At 73.0% G+C, this 18,936-nt stretch carries 16 protein-coding genes; 9 read left to right on the plus strand and 7 right to left on the minus strand.

Translation table 11 applies throughout. From position 1 onward, the window contains the following. Positions 1-15: 15 nt before the first annotated feature. Both WME73_RS49740 and WME73_RS49745 read left to right on the plus strand, forming a co-directional pair. Complete coding sequence (locus WME73_RS49740; protein ID WP_437743297.1) at positions 16-1,305, plus strand: DUF1552 domain-containing protein; 1,290 nt, start codon at positions 16-18, stop codon at positions 1,303-1,305. 136 nt (positions 1,306-1,441) lie between these two features. Further along, entirely contained in the window at positions 1,442-3,811 is a 2,370-nt protein-coding gene (locus WME73_RS49745) for a methyltransferase domain-containing protein (protein ID WP_437914153.1), read from the plus strand. A gap of 12 nt (positions 3,812-3,823) precedes the next feature. On the opposite strand, the gene WME73_RS49750 is transcribed toward WME73_RS49745, so the two are convergent. Further along, positions 3,824-4,276: a nuclear transport factor 2 family protein gene (locus WME73_RS49750; protein ID WP_437743299.1), complete on the minus strand. Its 453-nt coding sequence runs from the start codon at positions 4,274-4,276 to the stop codon at positions 3,824-3,826. A gap of 503 nt (positions 4,277-4,779) precedes the next feature. Between WME73_RS49750 and WME73_RS49755 the strand changes: the two genes are divergently transcribed. Next, entirely contained in the window at positions 4,780-5,511 is a 732-nt protein-coding gene (locus WME73_RS49755) for a hypothetical protein (RefSeq protein WP_437856827.1), read from the plus strand. Between the two features lie 69 nt (positions 5,512-5,580). On the opposite strand, the gene miaA is transcribed toward WME73_RS49755, so the two are convergent. The 3 genes from miaA to WME73_RS49770 form a co-directional block, all read right to left on the minus strand. Further along, a complete protein-coding gene (gene miaA, locus WME73_RS49760; RefSeq protein ID WP_437917519.1) occupies positions 5,581-6,459 on the minus strand; it encodes a tRNA (adenosine(37)-N6)-dimethylallyltransferase MiaA in 879 nt (292 codons plus the stop codon). Positions 6,460-6,521: 62 nt separating this feature from the next. Further along, positions 6,522-8,561, minus strand: a complete 2,040-nt coding sequence (gene mutL / locus WME73_RS49765) for a DNA mismatch repair endonuclease MutL (RefSeq protein ID WP_437914154.1) — start codon at positions 8,559-8,561, stop codon at positions 6,522-6,524. Then, positions 8,558-9,229, minus strand: a complete 672-nt coding sequence (locus WME73_RS49770) for a hypothetical protein (protein WP_437914155.1) — start codon at positions 9,227-9,229, stop codon at positions 8,558-8,560. The genes mutL and WME73_RS49770 overlap by 4 nt, the downstream gene beginning before the upstream one ends. Before the next feature lie 145 nt (positions 9,230-9,374). Between WME73_RS49770 and WME73_RS49775 the strand changes: the two genes are divergently transcribed. Both WME73_RS49775 and rsmI read left to right on the plus strand, forming a co-directional pair. Then, the gene (locus WME73_RS49775) at positions 9,375-10,658 is read left to right on the plus strand and encodes an RNA polymerase factor sigma-32 (protein ID WP_437856848.1); all 1,284 of its coding nucleotides are present in this window, start codon (positions 9,375-9,377) and stop codon (positions 10,656-10,658) included. Positions 10,659-10,661: 3 nt separating this feature from the next. Further along, positions 10,662-11,540: a 16S rRNA (cytidine(1402)-2'-O)-methyltransferase gene (gene rsmI, locus WME73_RS49780; protein ID WP_437914156.1), complete on the plus strand. Its 879-nt coding sequence runs from the start codon at positions 10,662-10,664 to the stop codon at positions 11,538-11,540. 5 nt (positions 11,541-11,545) lie between these two features. Here the strand turns inward: rsmI and WME73_RS49785 are convergent, their stop codons facing one another. Both WME73_RS49785 and WME73_RS49790 read right to left on the minus strand, forming a co-directional pair. Continuing rightward, positions 11,546-12,688, minus strand: coding sequence for a mannose-1-phosphate guanylyltransferase (locus WME73_RS49785; protein ID WP_437914157.1), 1,143 nt, complete (start codon positions 12,686-12,688; stop codon positions 11,546-11,548). 79 nt (positions 12,689-12,767) lie between these two features. Beyond that, positions 12,768-13,592 carry an undecaprenyl-diphosphate phosphatase gene (locus tag WME73_RS49790; protein WP_437914158.1) on the minus strand — a complete coding sequence of 275 codons (825 nt, stop codon included), beginning with the start codon at positions 13,590-13,592 and terminating at the stop codon, positions 12,768-12,770. A 169-nt stretch (positions 13,593-13,761) separates the two neighbouring features. Between WME73_RS49790 and WME73_RS49795 the strand changes: the two genes are divergently transcribed. The 4 genes from WME73_RS49795 to WME73_RS49810 are packed head-to-tail and all read left to right on the plus strand — an operon-like array spanning position 13,762 to position 16,563. Continuing rightward, a complete protein-coding gene (locus WME73_RS49795) occupies positions 13,762-14,274 on the plus strand; it encodes an NADH-quinone oxidoreductase subunit A (protein ID WP_437914159.1) in 513 nt (170 codons plus the stop codon). Continuing rightward, complete coding sequence (gene nuoB, locus WME73_RS49800) at positions 14,271-14,819, plus strand: NADH-quinone oxidoreductase subunit NuoB (RefSeq protein ID WP_012241670.1); 549 nt, start codon at positions 14,271-14,273, stop codon at positions 14,817-14,819. The genes WME73_RS49795 and nuoB overlap by 4 nt, the downstream gene beginning before the upstream one ends. 32 nt (positions 14,820-14,851) lie before the next feature. Continuing rightward, on the plus strand, positions 14,852-15,400 hold the full coding sequence (locus WME73_RS49805; RefSeq protein ID WP_437743308.1) for an NADH-quinone oxidoreductase subunit C: 549 nt from the start codon (positions 14,852-14,854) through the stop codon (positions 15,398-15,400). Further along, the gene (locus WME73_RS49810) at positions 15,397-16,563 is read left to right on the plus strand and encodes an NADH-quinone oxidoreductase subunit D (RefSeq protein ID WP_437856905.1); all 1,167 of its coding nucleotides are present in this window, start codon (positions 15,397-15,399) and stop codon (positions 16,561-16,563) included. Before WME73_RS49805 ends, WME73_RS49810 begins: the two co-directional genes overlap by 4 nt. A gap of 41 nt (positions 16,564-16,604) precedes the next feature. Here WME73_RS49810 and WME73_RS49815 read toward each other — a convergent pair whose 3' ends face one another. Continuing rightward, a complete protein-coding gene (locus WME73_RS49815) occupies positions 16,605-18,665 on the minus strand; it encodes a hypothetical protein (RefSeq protein ID WP_437914160.1) in 2,061 nt (686 codons plus the stop codon). Between the last annotated feature and the right edge of the window lie 271 nt (positions 18,666-18,936).

The raw sequence follows: 18,936 nt of genomic DNA on the forward strand, positions 1-18,936 counted from the left end.
GTGAAAGGGTCGTTCATGCGCAGCAGTCGTCGTAGAGATTTCCTCAAGGGGCTGGGGGCCAGCGTTGGTGCCGGCTTCTTGTTCAACCCATTCCTCGACTCCATCGCCGAGGCGGCGCCCGGGCGGAAGCCCAAGCGGCTCCTTTTGTTCTGCACGATGGGGACCGCGCCATCGATCTGGAAGCCCACGAGCGTCTCGGGCGAGGCCCCCACGTTCAGCGAGTCGACGTCGCCGCTCGCGGACGTGAAGCAGCACGTCGTGCTCGTGGACGGCCTCCCCAGCGGGAATCCGGGGAACAACCACGGCGCGCCCGACGCCCTGACGGGGCTCGGCTTCAGCGACCCCGCCAAGCTGATCTCCGTCGACCAGTTCATCGCGGACAAGCTGATCGCCGCCGGCACGAAGACGCAGATCCCCTCGCTCTTGCTGGGGGCCGAGAGCACGGTGAACGGCGGGAGATCGCCGTATTATCGCAAGGACAACCTGCCGGGCATCGCCTCTCCGACGTCCGCCTACTCCACCCTGTTCGGCTCGGCGATCCCGTCGAACACGTCGTCAGACGATCTCTTGCGCCGTCGCAAGAGCGTCCTCGACCACCTCAAGAACGAGATCAAGGCGCTCGAGGGGAACCTCGGCTCCGAGCAGAAGTACAAGCTGGAGCTGCACATCGACTCGATCCGGCAGATCGAGGAGCGGCTGTCCAACGCGTCGTCCGGCCAGACCGGCGGCTGCAGCGTGCCGACCAAGCCCTCCACCGATCCGGCCAACCCGCTCCAGGCCAACCTGCTCCACATGGATCTCCTCGTCGGCGCGTTCGCGTGCGACATCACCCGCGTCGGCGCGATCCAGTGGGGCTCGGATCAGGCCATGAACGTCGATCTCCCGGACATCGGGCTGAAGGGCGACGAGCACGGCGCCATGATTCACACCGGCGCACCGGCGCACCTCGACCTGATCAAGCTGGAGAAGTGGCTGTCGCAGCGGTTCGTCGACCTCATCAACAAGCTGAAGGCGATCCCGGAGGCCGACGGCTCCGGGACGCTCTTCGACAACACGCTGATCGCGTGGTGCCGCGACATGGGCGACTCGCCGAACCACAACCAGAACGAGATGAAGTTCGTCCTGGCGAGCGGCGAAGGCGGCTATCTGAAGACGGCCCCTGGCGGCCGGTACATCAAGAGCGGCGAGCGGCACGAGCGCGTGCTGCTCAGCCTGTGCGACGCGATGGGCGTCACGGACTTCGCCGGCTTCGGCGATCCGAACCTGCGGTCCAAGTCGCCGCTCCCGGGCCTTTCGGCCAGCTGAGGCGGCCGGCGCGCCGCTTCCCGGCGCGCGCGCGCTCCGGTTCCCCGCGACCGCCGCGTCGCGCCCGGGCGCCTGCGCGCTCCCGGGCGCACGCCGCCGTCGACCCCCGTCCTGTGCCCGGCGTACACTCGTCACCATGACGACGCGCGCGCCGGCGGGGTACGAGGCAGATCAACGGCGAGACGACCTGTCCGCGTACGCGCGGTACCTGTCCGCGATGGACGCGTCGATGCGCCAGAAGGTCGCGCTCACGGCAGCGCACCTCCTGTGCGAGGGCCGCGTCGCCGACATGGGCATGGGCTCGGGGCAGGGCAGCGCCGCGCTGGCCCAGCTCTACCCGCGCCTCGAGGTGATCGGCGTCGACATCGATCCGACGGTCGTCGAGCTCGCGCGCCGCGCCCATCAGCAGCCGAACCTGGGCTTTCAGCTGGGCGACATCGCCACGACGGTATTCCCGCCCGAGAGCCTCGACGGCGTCTTCGACTCGTCGGTGCTCCACCACGTCACCTCCTACGGCGGTTACCGCCACGCGAACGCCGCGGAAGCGCTGGCGGCGCAGGTGGAGCAGCTCTCGCCGGGCGGGGTGCTCGTGGTGAGGGACTTCGTCGATCCCGGGCCGGAGGCGGTGTTTCTGGACGTGCCCGCCGAGGACGGCGACGACGGCCGCGATCCCCGCAGCGCCTCGACGGCGGCGCTGCTCGAGCGGTTCGCGGGCGAGTTTCGCTCGCTCTCGCCGGAGCCGGGGTTCCCGCTGGCGCGCGCCCCGCGCGAGCCCTCCGGCGCGCTCCCCGCGCCGCGCCCGGGGTGGCGCCGGTACCGGCTCGCCCACAAGCATGCTGTCGAGTTCGTGTTGAGGAAGAATTACCGCGCTGACTGGGAAGCCGAGGTCAAGGAGGAGTATACCTATTTTTCTCAAGCGCAGTTCGAGGCGCTCTTCGCCCGGCTCGGCCTGCGCGTGCTGTCGTCGACGCCGCTGCGCAACCCCTGGATCGTGCGGAACCGATTCGTCGGTCGCTTCGAGCTCCGGGACACCACGGGCGCCTGCCTGCCTTATCCGCCCACCAACTACCTGATCGTCGGAGAGAAGGTGAAGGCTGGTCAAGGGGTCGCGTTCCGGCTCGCGCCCGCGGAGGGCGCCCGGCAGTTCTTGCGGATCGAGCACCACCAGGATCGGGCGACAGGGCAGGTGTTCGACCTGGCGGCGCGGCCGCACCCCACGCTCGACATCGTGCCGTTCTTCTTCGCGGGGGAGACGGCGTATGTGCTGGCGCGGACCAGCTATCCGCGGCCGATCGCGCGCGCCTGCCGCGAGGAGACGCCTCCCCTCGACGGCAGCGGGCCGGCGGACTATCTGGCCGAGCCGATCGCGGTCGTGCAGACCGAGTTCCCGGTCGGGCACACGGTCGAGCATGCGCTGGAGCGGGCGGCCGGGGTGCGGGCGGCGGCGATCCAGCGCATGATCCCGGGCACGACGTACTACCCGTCGCCGGGCGGCATCCTCGAAGAGGTGCGCTCGATGCTGGTGGAGGTCGAGCCCACGTATGTGAACGCGCCCTCGGAGAACGTGTCGGGGTTCGGCACCTCGGGGCGCATCCGCGCCATCGAGGCGCGCCAGCTCCTCCGCGCCGCGCAGGTCGGCGGCCTGCCCGACGCGCGGCTCGAGCTGAACGTCTACGACCTCCTGGCGCGCTTCGGCCTGCCGTTCGGGCCGTGGATCGGCGACGAGATCCCGCTCGCGGCGACCGGCGCGGGCGCTGCAGGCGTCGCTGGCGGTGCCGGCGCCGGCGACGACGACGGCGGCGTGGCCGCCGTGCCGCCGACGTCGCTCGCCGCGCTGCTCGGGCGCCCGAGCCGCCGGAGGTTCTCGCGGGTGGACCCGAGCGCCAGCGCGGGGTTCCTCGAGGTGCGGCGGGCGCGCTTCGAGGAGCTGACCGCAGACGGCGGCGTGGTGGCCGCGCGGGAGCTGGAGTACGTGGTGCCTCGGCCGCTCGGGGTGCTCACGGTCTCGACGGCGCTGCTCGCGCGGGCGCCGTCGGGGGAGGTCGTGCTCGGCGTGGACGACCACGATCTGCCGGCCGCCCAGAGCTTCTCGGGCGACAGCGGCATCCTGGTCGCGCCGGCGTGGCGGCTGCCGCGGAGCGTGAGCGCGCTTTCGGCCGCCGAGGCGTTCGTGCGCGAGCGGCTGCAGGCCGAGTACGGCGTTCGGGTGGGGGCGGCCGTCGAGCTCGGAGGGGCCTACCGCCCTTCGGCAGGGCTGACCCCGGAGCTGGTCCAGCCGCTCGCCTTCGTGGTCACCGCGGCGCCTGCCTCGGCCGGCGCGCCCGCCTCGGCTGCCGCCGTGCCCGACCTCGCGCCGGGGTCCGATGCCGCTCGGCGGCTCTCGTGGGTGCCGCTGATCGAGCTCGTCGCGGGGCGAGAGCGCCTGCCGGACGGCCATCTCCGCGTCGCGGCCCTGCGCGCGGCGCACGCGCTCGGCCTGGCGATCGCGCCGCAACACCCGCGGTGACCCGCGGCGGGCTCACCTGAGCGCTTCCTCGAACATGTTCGTGTTGCCGGTCTGGTACGACATCTCGAACCTGACCTTGGAGATCTTCCAGCCGCCGGCGTGCCTGGCGAGCTCATAGCGGTAGTGGCCCGCGACCAGCCAGTCCTCGCCGCCCGGCGCGCGCGCGAACCGATGGTGGGCGCGGACATGGCACTCCACGGAGGCGTGCTCTCCTTTCACCTCGATATCGAGGGGGCCGAGGAAATGTTGTGATGCGTCGATCGCGTCGTGAAACTTGCTCCAGCCCGCGAGCAGATCGTCCGTCTTCTGCTCCTGCGGCTCGCCCCCGAAGACCGACGTGAAATCGGCCACCACGACGTCGGCATAGAGGCCGCGGAGCTCGGTCCAGCGCCGCTTATCGATGTGGTGGGCGATCCGGACAACGACATTCTGGATCGCCTGCACGTCATTCAACTCTCGCGTCATGGTCGTCCTTTCGCGTGGAGCAGGAGACGCCGTGCTCCGTGGTGAGCTCTCTCGATCCGTTCCTTGTCGGAGGTGAGATGCGGTTAGCATGGACGTAAAAAGGCGAGAAGGGCCCCGCCCTCTCGCCCTCTGGGGTTCGACATCGTCCGAGGGAGGCTGTCGACCCGGAGCGGCGCGGCGCGGCGCGGCGCGGCGTTGGGCGCGCGCGCGCCCGCGCCGCCGGGGTGAGCCCATGAAGCCCAGCGAGCTGCGGTGTCGATGACGCGCTGGTGGCCCCCCTGATGCTTGGACCCCGCAACCGCGCTCGGCGGACGGCGGTTTCGAGGCCTCAGCGGCGCCGCCGGCGCGCGCGAACATGCCGTATCTGCGCGCGCCGCATGCGCGCGCGAGGAGATCCGGGCCTCCGCGGCGGCTGGCACGCCGGGCGCTTACCGCGCCGCACATCGCCGGTTCGCCGGCCGCTCCCCGCGGCGCACAGCGGGGCGGAAGACCCCATGGAACTCATGAGCAATTCCCTGAAGATCCCAATGGCCGGCGCCGCGCCGACGGACCTCGCGAGCCGGAGCAGGAGGCTCGGGTGGAGCGCGCGCGCCGATGCCGGGAGGGCCCGGTCGTTCGTCGCCCTGCGCGGGCGCATGCTCGCGAGCCCGAGCCTGGCCGGGGCGCTCCAGTTCATGCAGGTGACGACCCGCCCCTGGGAGCCGCATGAGCTCAGGGCGTGGCTCGGCGAGCACGTGATCGCTCCGGGGTGGATGAGACCCCCGCGCGCGGTGCGCGAGCCGGGCGCGGAGACCGTGGCGCTCGGCGAGCTGGACGAGCGGCCCGAGGCGGTCGCGGCGCTCACCGCGCGCGCGCGCCGGCGCGTGGGGAGCGCGCTGCTCGACTTCGTGGCACCGGACCCCGAGGGGAAGTTTCTCCGTGCAGCGCTGTACAGCGCGCGCGTCCGCTGGACCGTGGTGGGCGACCGATCAGGCTGGCTGCCGGCGCCGTGCGAGAGCGACTTCCTGAGCGACGTCGTGCTCAGCCTCTTCGCCGCGGCGATCCTCTCGGGCCCGGACATCTATCAGCGCCACATGACCGTCTGCTCGCACTGCGGGCGCGTCGCGTTTGCCCAGGAGGCGCGGCCGTCCACCGCGGCCTGCCCGCGCTGCGACGGCGAGGTCCGGTGGCGCGTTCCCCTGGCCGGAGCGGGCCGGCGCCGCGGCGGCGGTGGGACCGGCGAAGAGCGCGCATGAGCGGCGCCCGCGGCGCCTCGCCGGCGGGTGGTCATGGTGTAAAATATTGGAATTATTATGGTTTATGGCTCATGGCAGCGCGACGTACGCGATTGCCTGGTCCCTCAACCACGTGCGTTGCCGGCGCACGAAGGTGCGTGTGGCGCGCACGATCGCCGGCGCGAGCTCGTCGGCCGGCAGGCGCCCTTCCAGGTGCTCCCGCACCTGCCGGTAGCCGACGGAGCCCATCGCTCGCGCGTCGCCGTAGCCGCGGGAGAGGAGCGAGCGGACCTCGTCCACCCAGCCCTGCTCGAGCCACCCGGCGACGCGGGCCTCGATGCGATGGTCGAGCTCGGCGCGGTCCCGGTGCACCGCGAGCAGGCGCGCGGCGTGCCGGCGCTCCCGGAAGCCGTGCTCCGCGTGCCACGCGCTCTGCGTCCGGCCCGAGCGCTCGTAGATCTCCAGCGCCCGGCTGACCCGCACGAGGTCGTTGGGCGCGAGGCGGGCCGCGCTCTCCGGATCCACGGCGGCGAGGCGCGCGTGGAGCGCGGCGCGCCCCTCGGCGTCGGCGATCGCGCGGTGGCGCGCGCGCACCTCGGGATCGGCGGGCGGCGCGGGCGACAGGCCGAGCACGAGCGCCTTCACCCAGAGGAACGTGCCGCCGCAGACGACGGGGACCCGGCCGCGGCCGCGGATGTCGTCGATCGCCGCCTCCGCGAGCTCCGCGAAGCGCTGGGCGTCGATCGCCTGGAGCGGATCGACCGCGTCGACCAGGTGGTGCGGCGCGCGCGCCCGCTCGGTGGGCGTCGGCTTCCCGGAGCCGAGGTCGAACTCCCGGTAGATCTGCACGCTGTCGGCGCTCACCACCTCGCCGCCGAACCGCTCCGCGATCCGGATGGCGAGCTCGGTCTTGCCGCTCGCGGTCGGGCCGACCACGACGAGCAGCTCACCCGGCGCCGGCGGCGCGATCGTCTCCCACGACGGCGGCGCGGCCGCGCCGCCGTCCGGGGCGAGGTCGAGCGCCGCCTCGCTCACCGCCTCCCCACGCGGTGCTCCAGCTCCGGCCAGCCGACGCGCATCACGATGGGCCGACCGTGCGGGCAGTGGCCGGCGAAGTCGACCTCGTCGAGCGCCGTGAGCAGCGCCCGCGCCTCCTCCGGCGCCACCGGGTCGCCCGCGCGCAGCGAGCCGTGGCAGGCCATCGTCGCCAGCGCGAGGTCGACCGCGCCCGAGAAGGCGCGCTCGCCCGAGTGGCTGAGCTCGTCCACGAGGTCGCGCACGAGGCGCTCGGGCGCCGCGCGGCGGAGCAGCGTCGGCACCGCGTGCACCGCGAGCTGCGCCGCGCCCGCCGGGCGCACGTCGAGCCCGAGCCGCGCGATCGCCTCCTGCGCCTCCTCGACGAGCGACACCTCCGCGGGGGCCGCCTGGACGATCACCGGGAAGAGCAGCTTCTGCGTGGCGACGTCGCGCCCGTCGTACGACGCGCGCAGGCGGTGGAACGTCACGCGCTCCGCCGCCGCGTGCTGATCGAGGAAGTAGATGCCGTCCGGCCCCTCGCACACGAAGAAGGTGTTGCGCACCTGGGCGAGGAAGCGCAGCGACCCCCAGGCGACCACGCGCTCGGCCGCGGCGAGCACCGGCGCACCGCGCGCCGGTAGATCCGGGTAGGGGACGGGCGGCGACCCCGGCGCGGGCACCGGCGGCTCGCCCGGCCCGCCGCGCGCCGGGAAATCGAGCGCCGCGATGTCGGCCCACCCCCCGAGCTGCGCCGGCGTCGCCGGCCCGGCTGGCGCAGCGTGAGGACGTGCCGGCGGGACCCCGCCGAGGTCGCCGCCGAGGCCCCATGGATCGCCCGGCGGCGCCTGCGGCTCGCCCGATGCGCCCGCCGTGGGCGTCGACGCGCCCGCCGCGGGCGCCTCCGCCGCGGGGCCGCTCGACCAGACCCAGGCGTCTCCGGGCGGGGACGCCGCGTCCTCGAAGAGCTTGCCCTTGCGGCCCTGGAAGCCGCCGGGGGCCGGCGCGGGCAGGCCGAACGCCGCGGCCACCTGCGCGGCGACGATCTTGTAGAGCGCGTCGGCGACGGCGCGGCCGTCGGCGAAGCGGACCTCGGCCTTCTGGGGGTGGACGTTCACGTCCACGAGCTCGGCGGGCAGATCGATGAACACCGCGCCGATGGGGTACCGGCCCGGCTCGAGGACGCTGCCGTAGGCGAGCGCGATCGAGCGCGCCAGCGAGCGGTCGCGCACGTGCCGGCCGTTCACGAACATCCACAGCCAGCTGGCGCCCGAGCGGGCGCGCTCCGGCCGCGACACGAACGCCTCGACCGTGAGCGGCCCGCGCTGGCCAGCGCACGTCGCGAGCTCCTCGCCCGCGAGCATCGCGCGCGCCCGCTCCGCGCGGCTCGAGGTGCGCAGCCACTCCCGCGCGACGCGCCCGTCGCGCGAGAGGATCAGCGTCACGCCCGGCTCGCCGAGCGCGACCGCCTGCGCGATCTCGGACACGTGCGCCGACTCGGTGCCGACGGCGCGCAGGAACTTGCGCCGCGCGGGGACGTTGAAGAAGAGATCGCGCACCTCGACCACGGTGCCGGCGGCGCACCCGCACGGGATGGCCTGCGCCGCGCCGCCGCCCTCGATCCGGATCTCCGTCCCCTCGGACTCGCCGTCGCGCCGCGTCCGCAGCGAGAAGCGGCTCACCGAGGCGATGCTCGGGAGCGCCTCGCCGCGGAAGCCGAAGCTCTGGATGCTGCGGAGGTCGTCGAGCCGGGCGATCTTGCTCGTGGCGTGGCGGAGCACCGCGAGGGAGGCGTCCTCGCGGCTCATCCCGCGCCCGTCGTCCGCGACGCGCACCAGGCCGACCCCGCCCCCCTCGATGTCGACGCGGATGCGGCGCGCGCCCGCGTCGAGCGCGTTCTCGACGAGCTCCTTCACGACGCTCGCCGGCCGCTCGACCACCTCGCCCGCCGCGATCTGGTTGGCGAGGTCGTCCGGGAGGATGGCGACTTTCCGCTCCTCGGCCTGCGTGAGCGTCGATCGAGGATCCGCGCCGGCGATCCTCTCCGCGGAGCTCATGGCTCGTCGCCGGGGTCGACCGTCCGGGCGATCGCCTGGAAGTACATCTTGGTGCGCTCCCGCGTCAGCGCCACCGCGGCGGAGCCGAGGACGGCCAGCTCGAAGATCACGAAGCGCACCCGCTCGGCGGTCCACCAGAGGCCGGTGTTCGTGAGGCCCGCGCGCTCGGGGATGTCCGGCGGAAGGAGCGCCCCCGCCTGCGCCACCATGTCGATCCAGGCGCCGCGGACGCCCCGCGTGAGCGCGTACTCGATCGCGGCGAAGGCCAGGTTGGCGACGAGGACCTGGAGGACGAAGCCGCGCGTGCCGGGCCGCCCGCCGAGCGCCAGCCCGCTCGCGACGACGAGCAGCCCGCCGAGGAGCAGCTTCCCGATGCTGAGGGGGAAGGAGACGTCCTGGTACAGGCTCAGCGCGCGCGCCTGCGCGGCCTCGAGCACGAGGAACGTGAACTGGAACGGATCCCCCTGGTCGCGCGCTTGCTCGGCCACGGCCATGACGTCGGGGGCCATGCCGGCGCGCAGGTACATGGCCGTCCCGCACCCGGCCATGAAGCCGCGCACGCCGATGAGCCAGGTGAGCAGCATGGTGGCCACCAGGTACCAGGGGCGCAGCGAGCGCGGGCGCGGAGGGCGGTGCGAGTCCACGTGGAGGAGGCTGGCGTGTAGCACGTTCTCCGATCTCGCGCGCTCTCTTCCTTACCTGCGGATCGCGGAGCGGGTAGCCTCCGGATCGCGAAGCGCCCGCGCGCCTGCGCGCCGGCACAGGTGGCGCGGTGCGGCGGGGCTGTACTAGAACTTCGAGGACGAGGTCCGGGTGGCGAAGAGCAAGAGCGAGCCGCGAACGAAGCGAACGAAGGGGACCGGAGCGCCCCAGCCCGACGGGGTGGCGAAGGCGGGGCCCGAGGCCGGAGCGGACGATGAAGGCGCGGACCTCCGGCCCGACTCGGACGCGGCCCCCCGGCCTGCCGCAAAGCGCCGCGCGCGCTCCACCGCGAAGGACGGCGGGCGCGCGGGCGGCGAGGCGCAGCCCGCGGCGAGCGACGACGAGGGCCCGCGCGAGGATGACGACGAGGCGGACGGCGCGCCCGAGAGCGGCGCCGCGAGGGCGGGCGACGTCGACGAGGGCGACGTCGTGGAGGTCGTCGGCGAGGTGATCGACGACGCGAGCGTCGATCTGAACGACATCGAGCTGCCGCGCTCCGCGCGGGCCAGCGGCGGCGAGGGCCGCGGCGGCGGCGACGCCGCGCTGTCGCGCACGGACCCGCTGCAGGCTTACCTGCGCGAGGTGCAGCGCCACGCGCTGCTCACGCCGGACGAGGAGAAGGAGCTGACGATCAAGTACACGAAGACGCAGGACGTCGCGACCGCCGCGCGGCTCGTGACGGCGAACCTGCGGCTCGTGGTCAAGCTCGCGTACGAGTACCGGCGCGCCTACAAGAACATCATGGACCTCATCCAGGAGGGGAACATCGGCCTGATGCAGGCCGTGAAGCGCTACGACCCGTACCGCGGCGTGAAGCTCTCCTCCTACGCGGCCTGGTGGATCCGCGCGTACATCCTCCGCTTCATCCTCAACAACTGGCGCCTCGTGAAGCTCGGCACGACGCAGGCGCAGCGGAAGCTCTTCTTCAACCTCAACAAGGAGAAGGCGAAGCTCTCGGCGATGGGCATCGAGCCCACGGCGGCGGAGATCGCGAAGCGCCTGTCGGTCGAGGAGAAGGAGGTCGTCGACATGGACCGCCGCCTCGCGAGCGGCGAGGCCTCGCTCGACGCCCCGGTCGGCGACCTCGAGGGCCGGACGATCCCGCGCGTCGAGCTGCTCGTGTCGTCGGGGGCGAGCCCGGACACCGCGTACGAGGCGAGCGAGATGGGCAGGCTCGTCCACGATCGGCTCTCGAAGTTCCGCGAGACGCTGAAGGGCAAGGACGTGATCATCTTCGACAAGCGCATGGCCGCCGAGGATCCGCTCACGCTCCAGGAGCTCGGCAACGAGTTCGGCATCTCGCGCGAGCGCGTGCGCCAGCTCGAGGCGCGGCTCCAGTCCAAGCTGCGGACGTACCTCCAGGAGGAGCTCGGCGACGCCGTCGAGATGGACTAGGCCGTGCCGAGCGGCGGCGAGCAGGGCGGGTCGAGCGATCGCGGGTGCCTCTACGTCGTGGCGACGCCGATCGGCAACCTCGGCGACATCACGCTGCGCGCGGTCGAGACGCTGCGCGGGGCGGACCGGATCCTCGCGGAGGACACGCGGCGGGCCCGGGCGCTCCTCGGCCACCTCGGCGTCTCGGGCAAGCCGGTCGACCGGTTCGACGCGCACGCCTCGGAGGCGGACGCGGCGCGCGCGGCCGCGCGGCTCGCGGCGGGCGAGTCGATCGCCTTCATGACCGACGCCGGCACGCCTGTCGTGAGCGATCCGGGGACGGCGCTCGTGCGCGCGGCCACGGAGGCGGGGGCGCGCGTCGTGGCGATCCCCGGGCCGAGCGCGGTGATGGTGGCGGTGAGCGCGTCGGGGCTCGTGACGGGGGGCTTCCGCTTCGTCGGGTTCCTGCCCCGCGGCGGGCGCGAGCGGCGCGAGGCGCTGGCCCTCGTCACGTCGACGCCGGAGGCGGTGGTGCTGTTCGAGTCGCCGCGGCGCTTCCGCGAGACGCTCGCCGACCTCGCCGAGCGGATGCCCGGGCGGCGCGCCGTCGTCGCGCGCGAGCTGACGAAGGTGCACGAGGAGATCCTGAGCGGCAGCGTGGAGGAGCTCGCGGCGATCGAGCGGGAGTGGCTCGGGGAGATCACGCTCGTGCTCGCGCCCGCGGCGCCGGCCGCGGAGGGCGCGCGCCCGAGCGACGAGGAGCTCGACGCGCGCATCGATCGGGAGCTCGCCCAGGGGAGGCGGGCCAAGCACATCGCCGAGGAGCTGTCGGTGGAGCTCGGGCTACCGCGGCGCGAGATCTACGCGCGGGCGGTGGCGCGGCGGGGGGAGCCGCGCGGGTAGGGCGCTCACGTGTGCCGGCCCTGCCCTCGCGCCTTCAGCTCGTCGACCGCGTGCTTCACCTCCTGGGCCCGATCGCGCGGCACGATGAGCAGCGCGTCGTCGGTCTCGACCACCACGAGGCCCTCCACGCCGACGAGCGCGATCACCCGGCGATCGTCGGGCGCGGCGCGCGCGCGAAGATCGACCACGTGGTTGCCGTGCGCGTCGATCAGCACCGACCCCGCGGGCGCGCTGTTGCCTCGCTCGTCCTTGTCGGCGAGCTCCCAGGCGCTCTGCCAGCTGCCCACGTCGCTCCAGCCGAAGTCGCCGGGCACCACGGCGAGCCCGGCGACGTGCTCCATCACGCCGTGATCGATGCTGACGGCCGGCAGGCTCGGGAACACCCGCAGGACGGCCTCCGCCTCGGCGCCCGGGCCCAGCGCGGCGGCGCGGTCGATCTCGTCGAGGCCCGCGGCGAGCGCCGGCAGGTGGGCGCGGATCGCGGCCAGCATGTCGCCCGCGCGAAAGATGAACATCCCCGCGTTCCAGAGGAAGCGGCCGCTCGCCACGAACTCCGCGGCGCGCTCGCGGCTCGGCTTCTCGACGAAGCGTCGCACGCGGCGGGGCTCCGCGGGCGCCGCGCCCTCCGCCCCGGCGGCCTCGTCCACCTCGATGTAGCCGAAGCCCGTCTCCGGGTGCGTCGGGCGGACGCCGATCGTCGTGATCGCGCCGCCCTGGGCCGAGGCGACGGCGGCCCCCAGCGCCTCGAGGAACCGCGGCACGTCGGCGATGTGGTGGTCGCTCGGGAGCACGACGACGACCGCCTCGGGGTCGTCGCGCGCGACGGTGGCGGCCGCCCAGCCGATGCACGGCGCCGTGTTGCGCGGCGCTGGCTCGACCAGCAGGCGCCGCTCGGACACCTCGGGCAGCGCCGCGCGGGTAGGCGCGACCAGGTGCTGGCCGGTCGCGATCCAGACGCGCTCCCAGCCCGCGCGCCCGCCGCGGGCGCACAGCGGGAGCACGCGGCGCGCCGTCGCGGCGAGGAGCGGCTTGCCGCCGAGCAGCGGCAGGAGCTGCTTCGGGCGCGCGGCGCGCGACGCCGGCCAGAAGCGGGTGCCCGCGCCGCCGGCGAGGATCAGGACATGGATGGAGGGGTCGGTCGGGGTCATCGGCGCTTCTCCGCGGTTGGACGTGCGGTCTGGACGGCGAAGAGGGTCGCACGGTTGCGGTGCGGCCGCCGAGGGTCGCTCAGGCGAGGCCGGGCAGCGCGCGCGCGTAGGCCACCATCGCGAGGCCGAGGGGGACGACCCACAACGAGAGCGCGCCGACGCGCCGCCGCTCGGCGAGGGCGCGGAGCGCGGAGGCCGCCGCGGCCGCGCTCACGAAGGCGGCGAGGAGGCTGAGCGCCACGGCGCCCGCCCCTGGCGCCGGGCCGTGGAACGCGCGCGCCTCGGCGAGCCCCGAGACGAGCAGCGCGGGGAGGCTCAGCGCGAGCGCGAGCTCGACGGCGCGCGCGGGCCGGACGCCGAGCCAGAGCAGCACGACGAGCGCCGCCCCGACCCGCGACGCGCCAGGCAGCGCCGCGACCCCGTGCGCCGCGCCGGCCGCGAGCGCCCCGGCGATCGACGGCGCGTCGGTCTCGTCGCGGCCGTCCCGCCGCGGCGCGAGCGCGGTGCTCGCGAGCGCCGCGCCGGTGGCGAGCAGGCCGAGCCCCACCGCGAGCGGCGCGTCCCGCCACGGCGCGACGTACGGACCGAGCGCCGCCGCGACGATCAGGCTCACGGCGGCGCCCAGCGCGAGCCCCGCCGCGTCGCGCGCCGGCGGCGACGCCCTGAAGAGCGACGGCGTCGTGAGCGCCCGGGCGCCCTCGCCGAGCGCGTGGAGGAGCCGCTGCCGCACGGCGAGCGCGAGCGCCGCCGCCGCCGCGAGCGCCTGCGCGGCGATGACCCAGGCGTCGCCGTCGGCCGCGCGGAGCCAGAGCCGGGCCGCCGCGCCATGCCCGGTCGCCGAGATGGGCAGCGCCTGCGCCGCCCCCTGCACGGCCGCGAGCACCGTCACGTCAACGAGACCCACGCTCGAGCGATATCCCAGCCCGGCGCGTCCTGTCGATCCCGAGCAGCAGCGCCGGCGCGGCCAGGGTCTGCTGGCTTGCCGCGGTTCAGCTTTTCACCTACATAATCACCCATGGATCCGACCCCTCTCGCCTGAAACGAGGGGGGCGAGCCGAGCGAGGTTCCGCCCGATGTTGATGGCCTACGCCAGCGTTGCCGCGTTCTTTCTGGTGGCGATCGGCTTCATGCTCGGCTCTCTGCTGTTCGGGAAGCTGCTGCGCCCCAACAACATGTACGCCGAGAAGGTCGAGACGTACGAGTGCGGCGAAGCGCCTGTCGGGCCCGCGTGGTTCAACTTCAACCCGCGTTTTTACATCATCGCGCTCGTCTACATCATCTTCGACGTCGAGATAGCGTTCATCTACCCGGTCGCGGCCGTGTTCAAGCGCTGGGTGGACCAGGGCAACGGGCTCTTCGCGCTGATCGAGATCTTCCTCTTCGTGGCCATCCTGATGCTCGGCTTCGCCTATGTCTGGGCGAAGGGCGATTTCAACTGGATCCGATCCATCAAGGGGGATCCGCGCGGGGCTCAGAACGTGAGCAGCCGGGGCCAGCCGCGCGCGCCGCTCGCGGACGCGAGCGGAGGCGCGCCGGCGGGCCTCCCGGGTCAGGCGGCGGTCGCCGAGGGAGGTGCGGAGTCATGACATCGAACCTGAACCTGATGGCCCCGCCCCGCGGGTGGGAAGCGAAGTACGAGAGCGACGGCGGCGGCGTCATCACGACGAGCGTCGATCAGACCGTCAACTGGCTGCTCAACTGGGGCCGGTCGAACAGCGTCTGGTACATGCTCTTCGGCCTGGCCTGCTGCGCCATCGAGCTCATGCAGACCGGCGGCCCCCGCGGCGATCTCGAGCGCTTCGGGGCCGCGCCGCGGCCGAGCCCCCGGTCGAGCGACCTGTTCATCATCGCGGGGACGCTGACCTACAAGATGGCGACCCGCGTGAAGCGCCTCTATGACCAGATGTCGGAGCCGCGCTTCGTCATCTCGATGGGCAGCTGCTCGAACTGCGGGGGCCTCTTCCAGTACGCCTACTCGGTCTGCAAGGGCGTGGATCAGATCATCCCGGTCGACGTCTACGTGCCCGGCTGCCCCCCGCGCCCCGAGGCGCTGCTCGAAGGGCTCCTCAAGATCCAGGAGAAGATCAAGAGCGAGCGGGCCCTCGGCCGCCGCGGCGCGACGGGCGGCTGAGCCCTCTCCTCTCGACACCTCCCGGATCTCCCATGTCACCCGAAGCTATCTTCCAGGCGCTCCAGGCGAAGCTCGGCGAAGACGCGGTCTTCGACTTCCACCCCGTGTCCCCGAAGGATCGCGACGCCTGGCTAAAGGTCGCGCCCGCGAAGCTCGAGCCCGTGTGCCGGCTCCTGCGCGAGGCGCCGGAGCTCGATTTCGATTACCTGGAGTGCATCACCGGGGTCGACTATCCCGATCTCGAGAAGATCGTCGTCGTCTATCACATCTACTCGTACGCGAAGAAGCACCGGGTCGTCCTCAAGGTGTTCCTCGACCGGGAGAGCCCGGCGGTGTCGACGCTCGTCGACGTGTGGTCGGCGGCGAACTGGCAGGAGCGGGAGTGCTTCGACCTGCTCGGCGTGCGCTTCGAGGGGCACCCGGATCTCCGCCGCCTGCTCCTGCCCGACGACTGGGAGGGGCACCCCCTGCGCAAGGACTGGCAGGAGAAGGCGGAGTACCGCGGCATCCCGACGCAGCGGCCGAACCCCGTCGAGCTCTTCAAGATCAAGCTCCCGAAGAAGGACGCGGAGGCGTCATGAGCCAGGTCATCTTCAGCGTCGACCGCGGGGGCGCGGAGCCGGGCGCCGAGATGGAAGACGAGATGACCCTCAACATGGGGCCTCATCACCCGTCGACCCACGGCGTGCTCCGCTTCGTCATCTCGACGGACGGCGAGATCATCCGGAAGGCGGTGCCGGACGTCGGCTACCTGCACCGGAGCATCGAGAAGATCGGCGAGCGCTGCACGTACAGCGGCTTCATGCCGTACACGGATCGCGTCGACTACATCGCTGCGATGTTCGCCAACGAGGCCTGGGCGAGCGCCTGCGAGAAGCTGATGGGCATCGAGGTGCCGAAGCGGGCGCAGTACCTCCGCGTCATCTCTTGCGAGCTCAACCGGATCGGGAGCCACATGATCGCGCTCGGCGCGATGGCGATGGACGTCGGCGCGGTCACGCCCTTCCCGTGGGCGCTGCGAGAGCGGGAGTACATCAACGACTTCATCGAGGAGCTGTGCGGCGCGCGGCTCACCTTCAATTACCACCGCATCGGCGGCGTGTCGTTCGACATGCCGAAGGGGTGGGCCGACAAGGTGAGGCACTGGCTCGACCGCTTCGAGCCGATCATGGTCGAGTTCGACCGGCTCATCAGCCTGAACGACATCTTCATCAAGCGCCTCGCCAACGTCGCCGTGGTCACGGCCGAGGAGGCGAAGGACTGGGGGCTCGTCGGCCCCAACCTGCGCGGGTCCGGCGTGAAATGGGATCTCCGCAAGGAGGACGCCTATTCGGTCTACCCCGAGCTCGAGTTCGACGTCCCCGTGGGCCGCGGGCGCTACGGGACCGTGGGAGACTGCTGGGACCGGTTCTACGTCCGTGTCGAGGAGTGCCGCGAGTCGGCGAAGATCCTCCGCCAGGCGCTCGACAAGATCGACGAGCACCCGGAGGACGACATCCTGGGCAAGCTGCCGAAGAAGATGCGGCCCGACGGGGAGGCGTACGCTCGCATCGAGAGCGCCCGCGGCGACATGGGCTGTTACGTCATCGGGCGCGGCGCGGAGGAGGCGTATCGGGCGCGCTTCCGGACAGGGAGCTTCACCGCCATGGCGATGATCGAGGCCAAGAGCCCAGGGCTGTTCCTGGCCGACCTCGTGGCGCTCATCGCGAGCTTCGACGTCGTGGCGCCCGAGATCGACCGATAGGCGGGCGAGGGGCTTGACGTGGTACCCGGCGAATGGCTGTCTCAGTCCTCGCTTGCGGGCAGAGGCGGAGGCGGCGGCAGCGCGCGGGGGGGCTCGAGGCGCGTCGGCTCCGCCTTGCAGTCGATGGTGCGGCCATCGCAGCCACAGACGTTCCCGCCCAGATCCTCGTAGACCGCCGGGGAGCGCTCATCGACGTACCTCACGAGGTCGAGCGGCTCGCAGGTGAAGGTCGTCGACGCGAGCCGCACCGTCGCGCCGACGTTGTAGATGCCGGCCGCGGTGCTCCGCTCGATCACGCTGTCCCGGACGAGGGCGTCCGCCTGACCCGTCTCGTTGTTGTAGGCGATGATGCCGTAGCCGTAGCCGTTCCCGCCGTCGAGCGTGCGCCCCAGGGTGTCCGTGATCGTTGTCGAGTCGACGGTCGCGTCCGAGTCGCTGAGGAAGAGGCCGCCGTCCCTGCTCGACTCGATAAGGACGTTGCGCAGGTGCGCGCTCGCGCGCTCGCCGAGGTCGGGCAGCGATTGGACATTGACGCCCCGGCCGACTTCCTCGTTCGACGGCAGCGGCCTCGTGTCGCGCACCACGGTCGAGTCCAGGGTCGCGTCAGCGCCGAAGACGGCGATCCCCATCCCGTAACTGCCTTCCACCGCGCTGCCGCGCACCTGGGCGCTCGCGCGCCGCTGATCGTGCGTGATCTCGATCCCGGCGCCGTAGTCCGGCGCGCCGGGGAGGATCTCCCGCACGAGGAGGCCGTCGATCTCGACGTCGGAGCCGTTGATGACGACCCCCCTCTCGCGGCTCCGCTCGACAAGGACGTGCCGCAGCGCCACGCGGGCGGGGCGGCCGTCGACGCGGCTCGGCTCGGTGTAGAGGCCCATGCCGTGGCCCGGATCACCCTCCGTCGGCGCCAGGCCCGTGTCGCGCACGACCGTCGCCTCGATGGTCGCCTCTGCGCCGATCATCGCGATGGCGGCGGTGTGGTTCCGCTCCAGGACGCTGCCCCGGACCGTGAGGGTCCCCGGATCGAACCCCGGGATATGGGTCGCCGTGAGCCCGGTGCCCGGCAGCTCCGCCGCGAGCCAGGCGACGTCGCGGACGACGCTGTCCTCGACGACGCCGTCCGCCCCGGAGAACCTGAACCCGAGCCCCCCGACGCGCTCGATAACGACGGATCGCGCCGTCACGCTCGCGCGGCGCTCGAACGACTCGACCTGCATCGCTATCGCATGGCCGTCGAACGGGTGCCCCGGGTCCCCGGTGGCGAGATCGATATCGCGCAGGACGGTGCCCTCCAGCGTCACGGCGGCGTCCGCCACGACCATGCCCGCGCCCGTGGTGTGCTCCACGAGCGCCCCGCGCACGGTCAGGCTCGTTTCGGACTCCAGGCCTGCGGCGAGGACGCCGACATCGCTGGTGTCGTGGACCCAGACCCGCTCGATCAGGACATCGCGCGCGTTCGCCACACCGAGGCCCATGCCCTGCCCGCGGACAGCGAGGTCGTGGATCTCCGTGGCGCTCGCGCCCCTGTCGACCTGGACGGCGATCGCCGCTGGCGGCCCGACGATCTCGACGCGCGCGGGGCACCGGCCCCAGAGCCGCACGGGCTGCCCTGAGATCAGCAGCTCTTCGACGTAGCTGCCCTCCGCGATCGCGATCAGGGCGCCCTCGGCCGCGTGGTCGATCGCGTCCTGGATCGTCGTCCACGGTTTGGCCTCCGTGCCGTCGCTGTCCGCCCCGGCGTAGGCCGCGTCGACGAACTCGGTCGTCTCATCGATCGGCGCGCCGCCCCACGGGCCCGTCCCGCACGGAGCGACCTCACGCCACGCCGCCTCGCCGGGGACGGCCATCTGACCTGGCGGGCCCGCCTCCGCCGGCAGCACGGGCACGCAGCCCTGCGCTCCATCGGGCGTGAAGCCGCTCCCGCACCGCCCGGGCGGGACCCCCGCCGGCACGCAGTCCGCGCCGGTCTCGAGCGCGCCCGGTGGGCACGGGAATGCGGGCCCTGCGTCCGTCCCTGCGCCGTCGCCCGGGTCAAGGCGCTGCACGCACGCCGCGAGCAGCGCGATCTGCAGGAGAGAGAGGGCGAGCCGGTCTTTTCGCATGGTGCTTCGGTGCCTCGCGGGAACGATACGCGCTCCTCGTCCTCGAAGCGCCCTCGGAGACCTGCGTGCGCATGTTGAGCGAAACCTCGCTCACTTGCGCGCGTAGTTGCGCATCGAGGGCCGCATCCTGGGGATGCCGCCCGCGCCCTGGCCGGCGCTCCGCCGGTCCCGGTCTGCGGTCGTGAGCTCGGGCCCCGCGGCATGCGCGTTGCTTGAAGGATCGCGAGCTTCGGGGCTGGCGCGGCGCCGGAAGGCACGCTCGCTGTCCGAC

It is taken from the genome of Sorangium sp. So ce302 (genome assembly GCF_051530145.1).
In the GTDB taxonomy this organism is placed as follows: Bacteria; Myxococcota_A; Polyangia; order Polyangiales; family Polyangiaceae; genus Sorangium; species Sorangium cellulosum_B.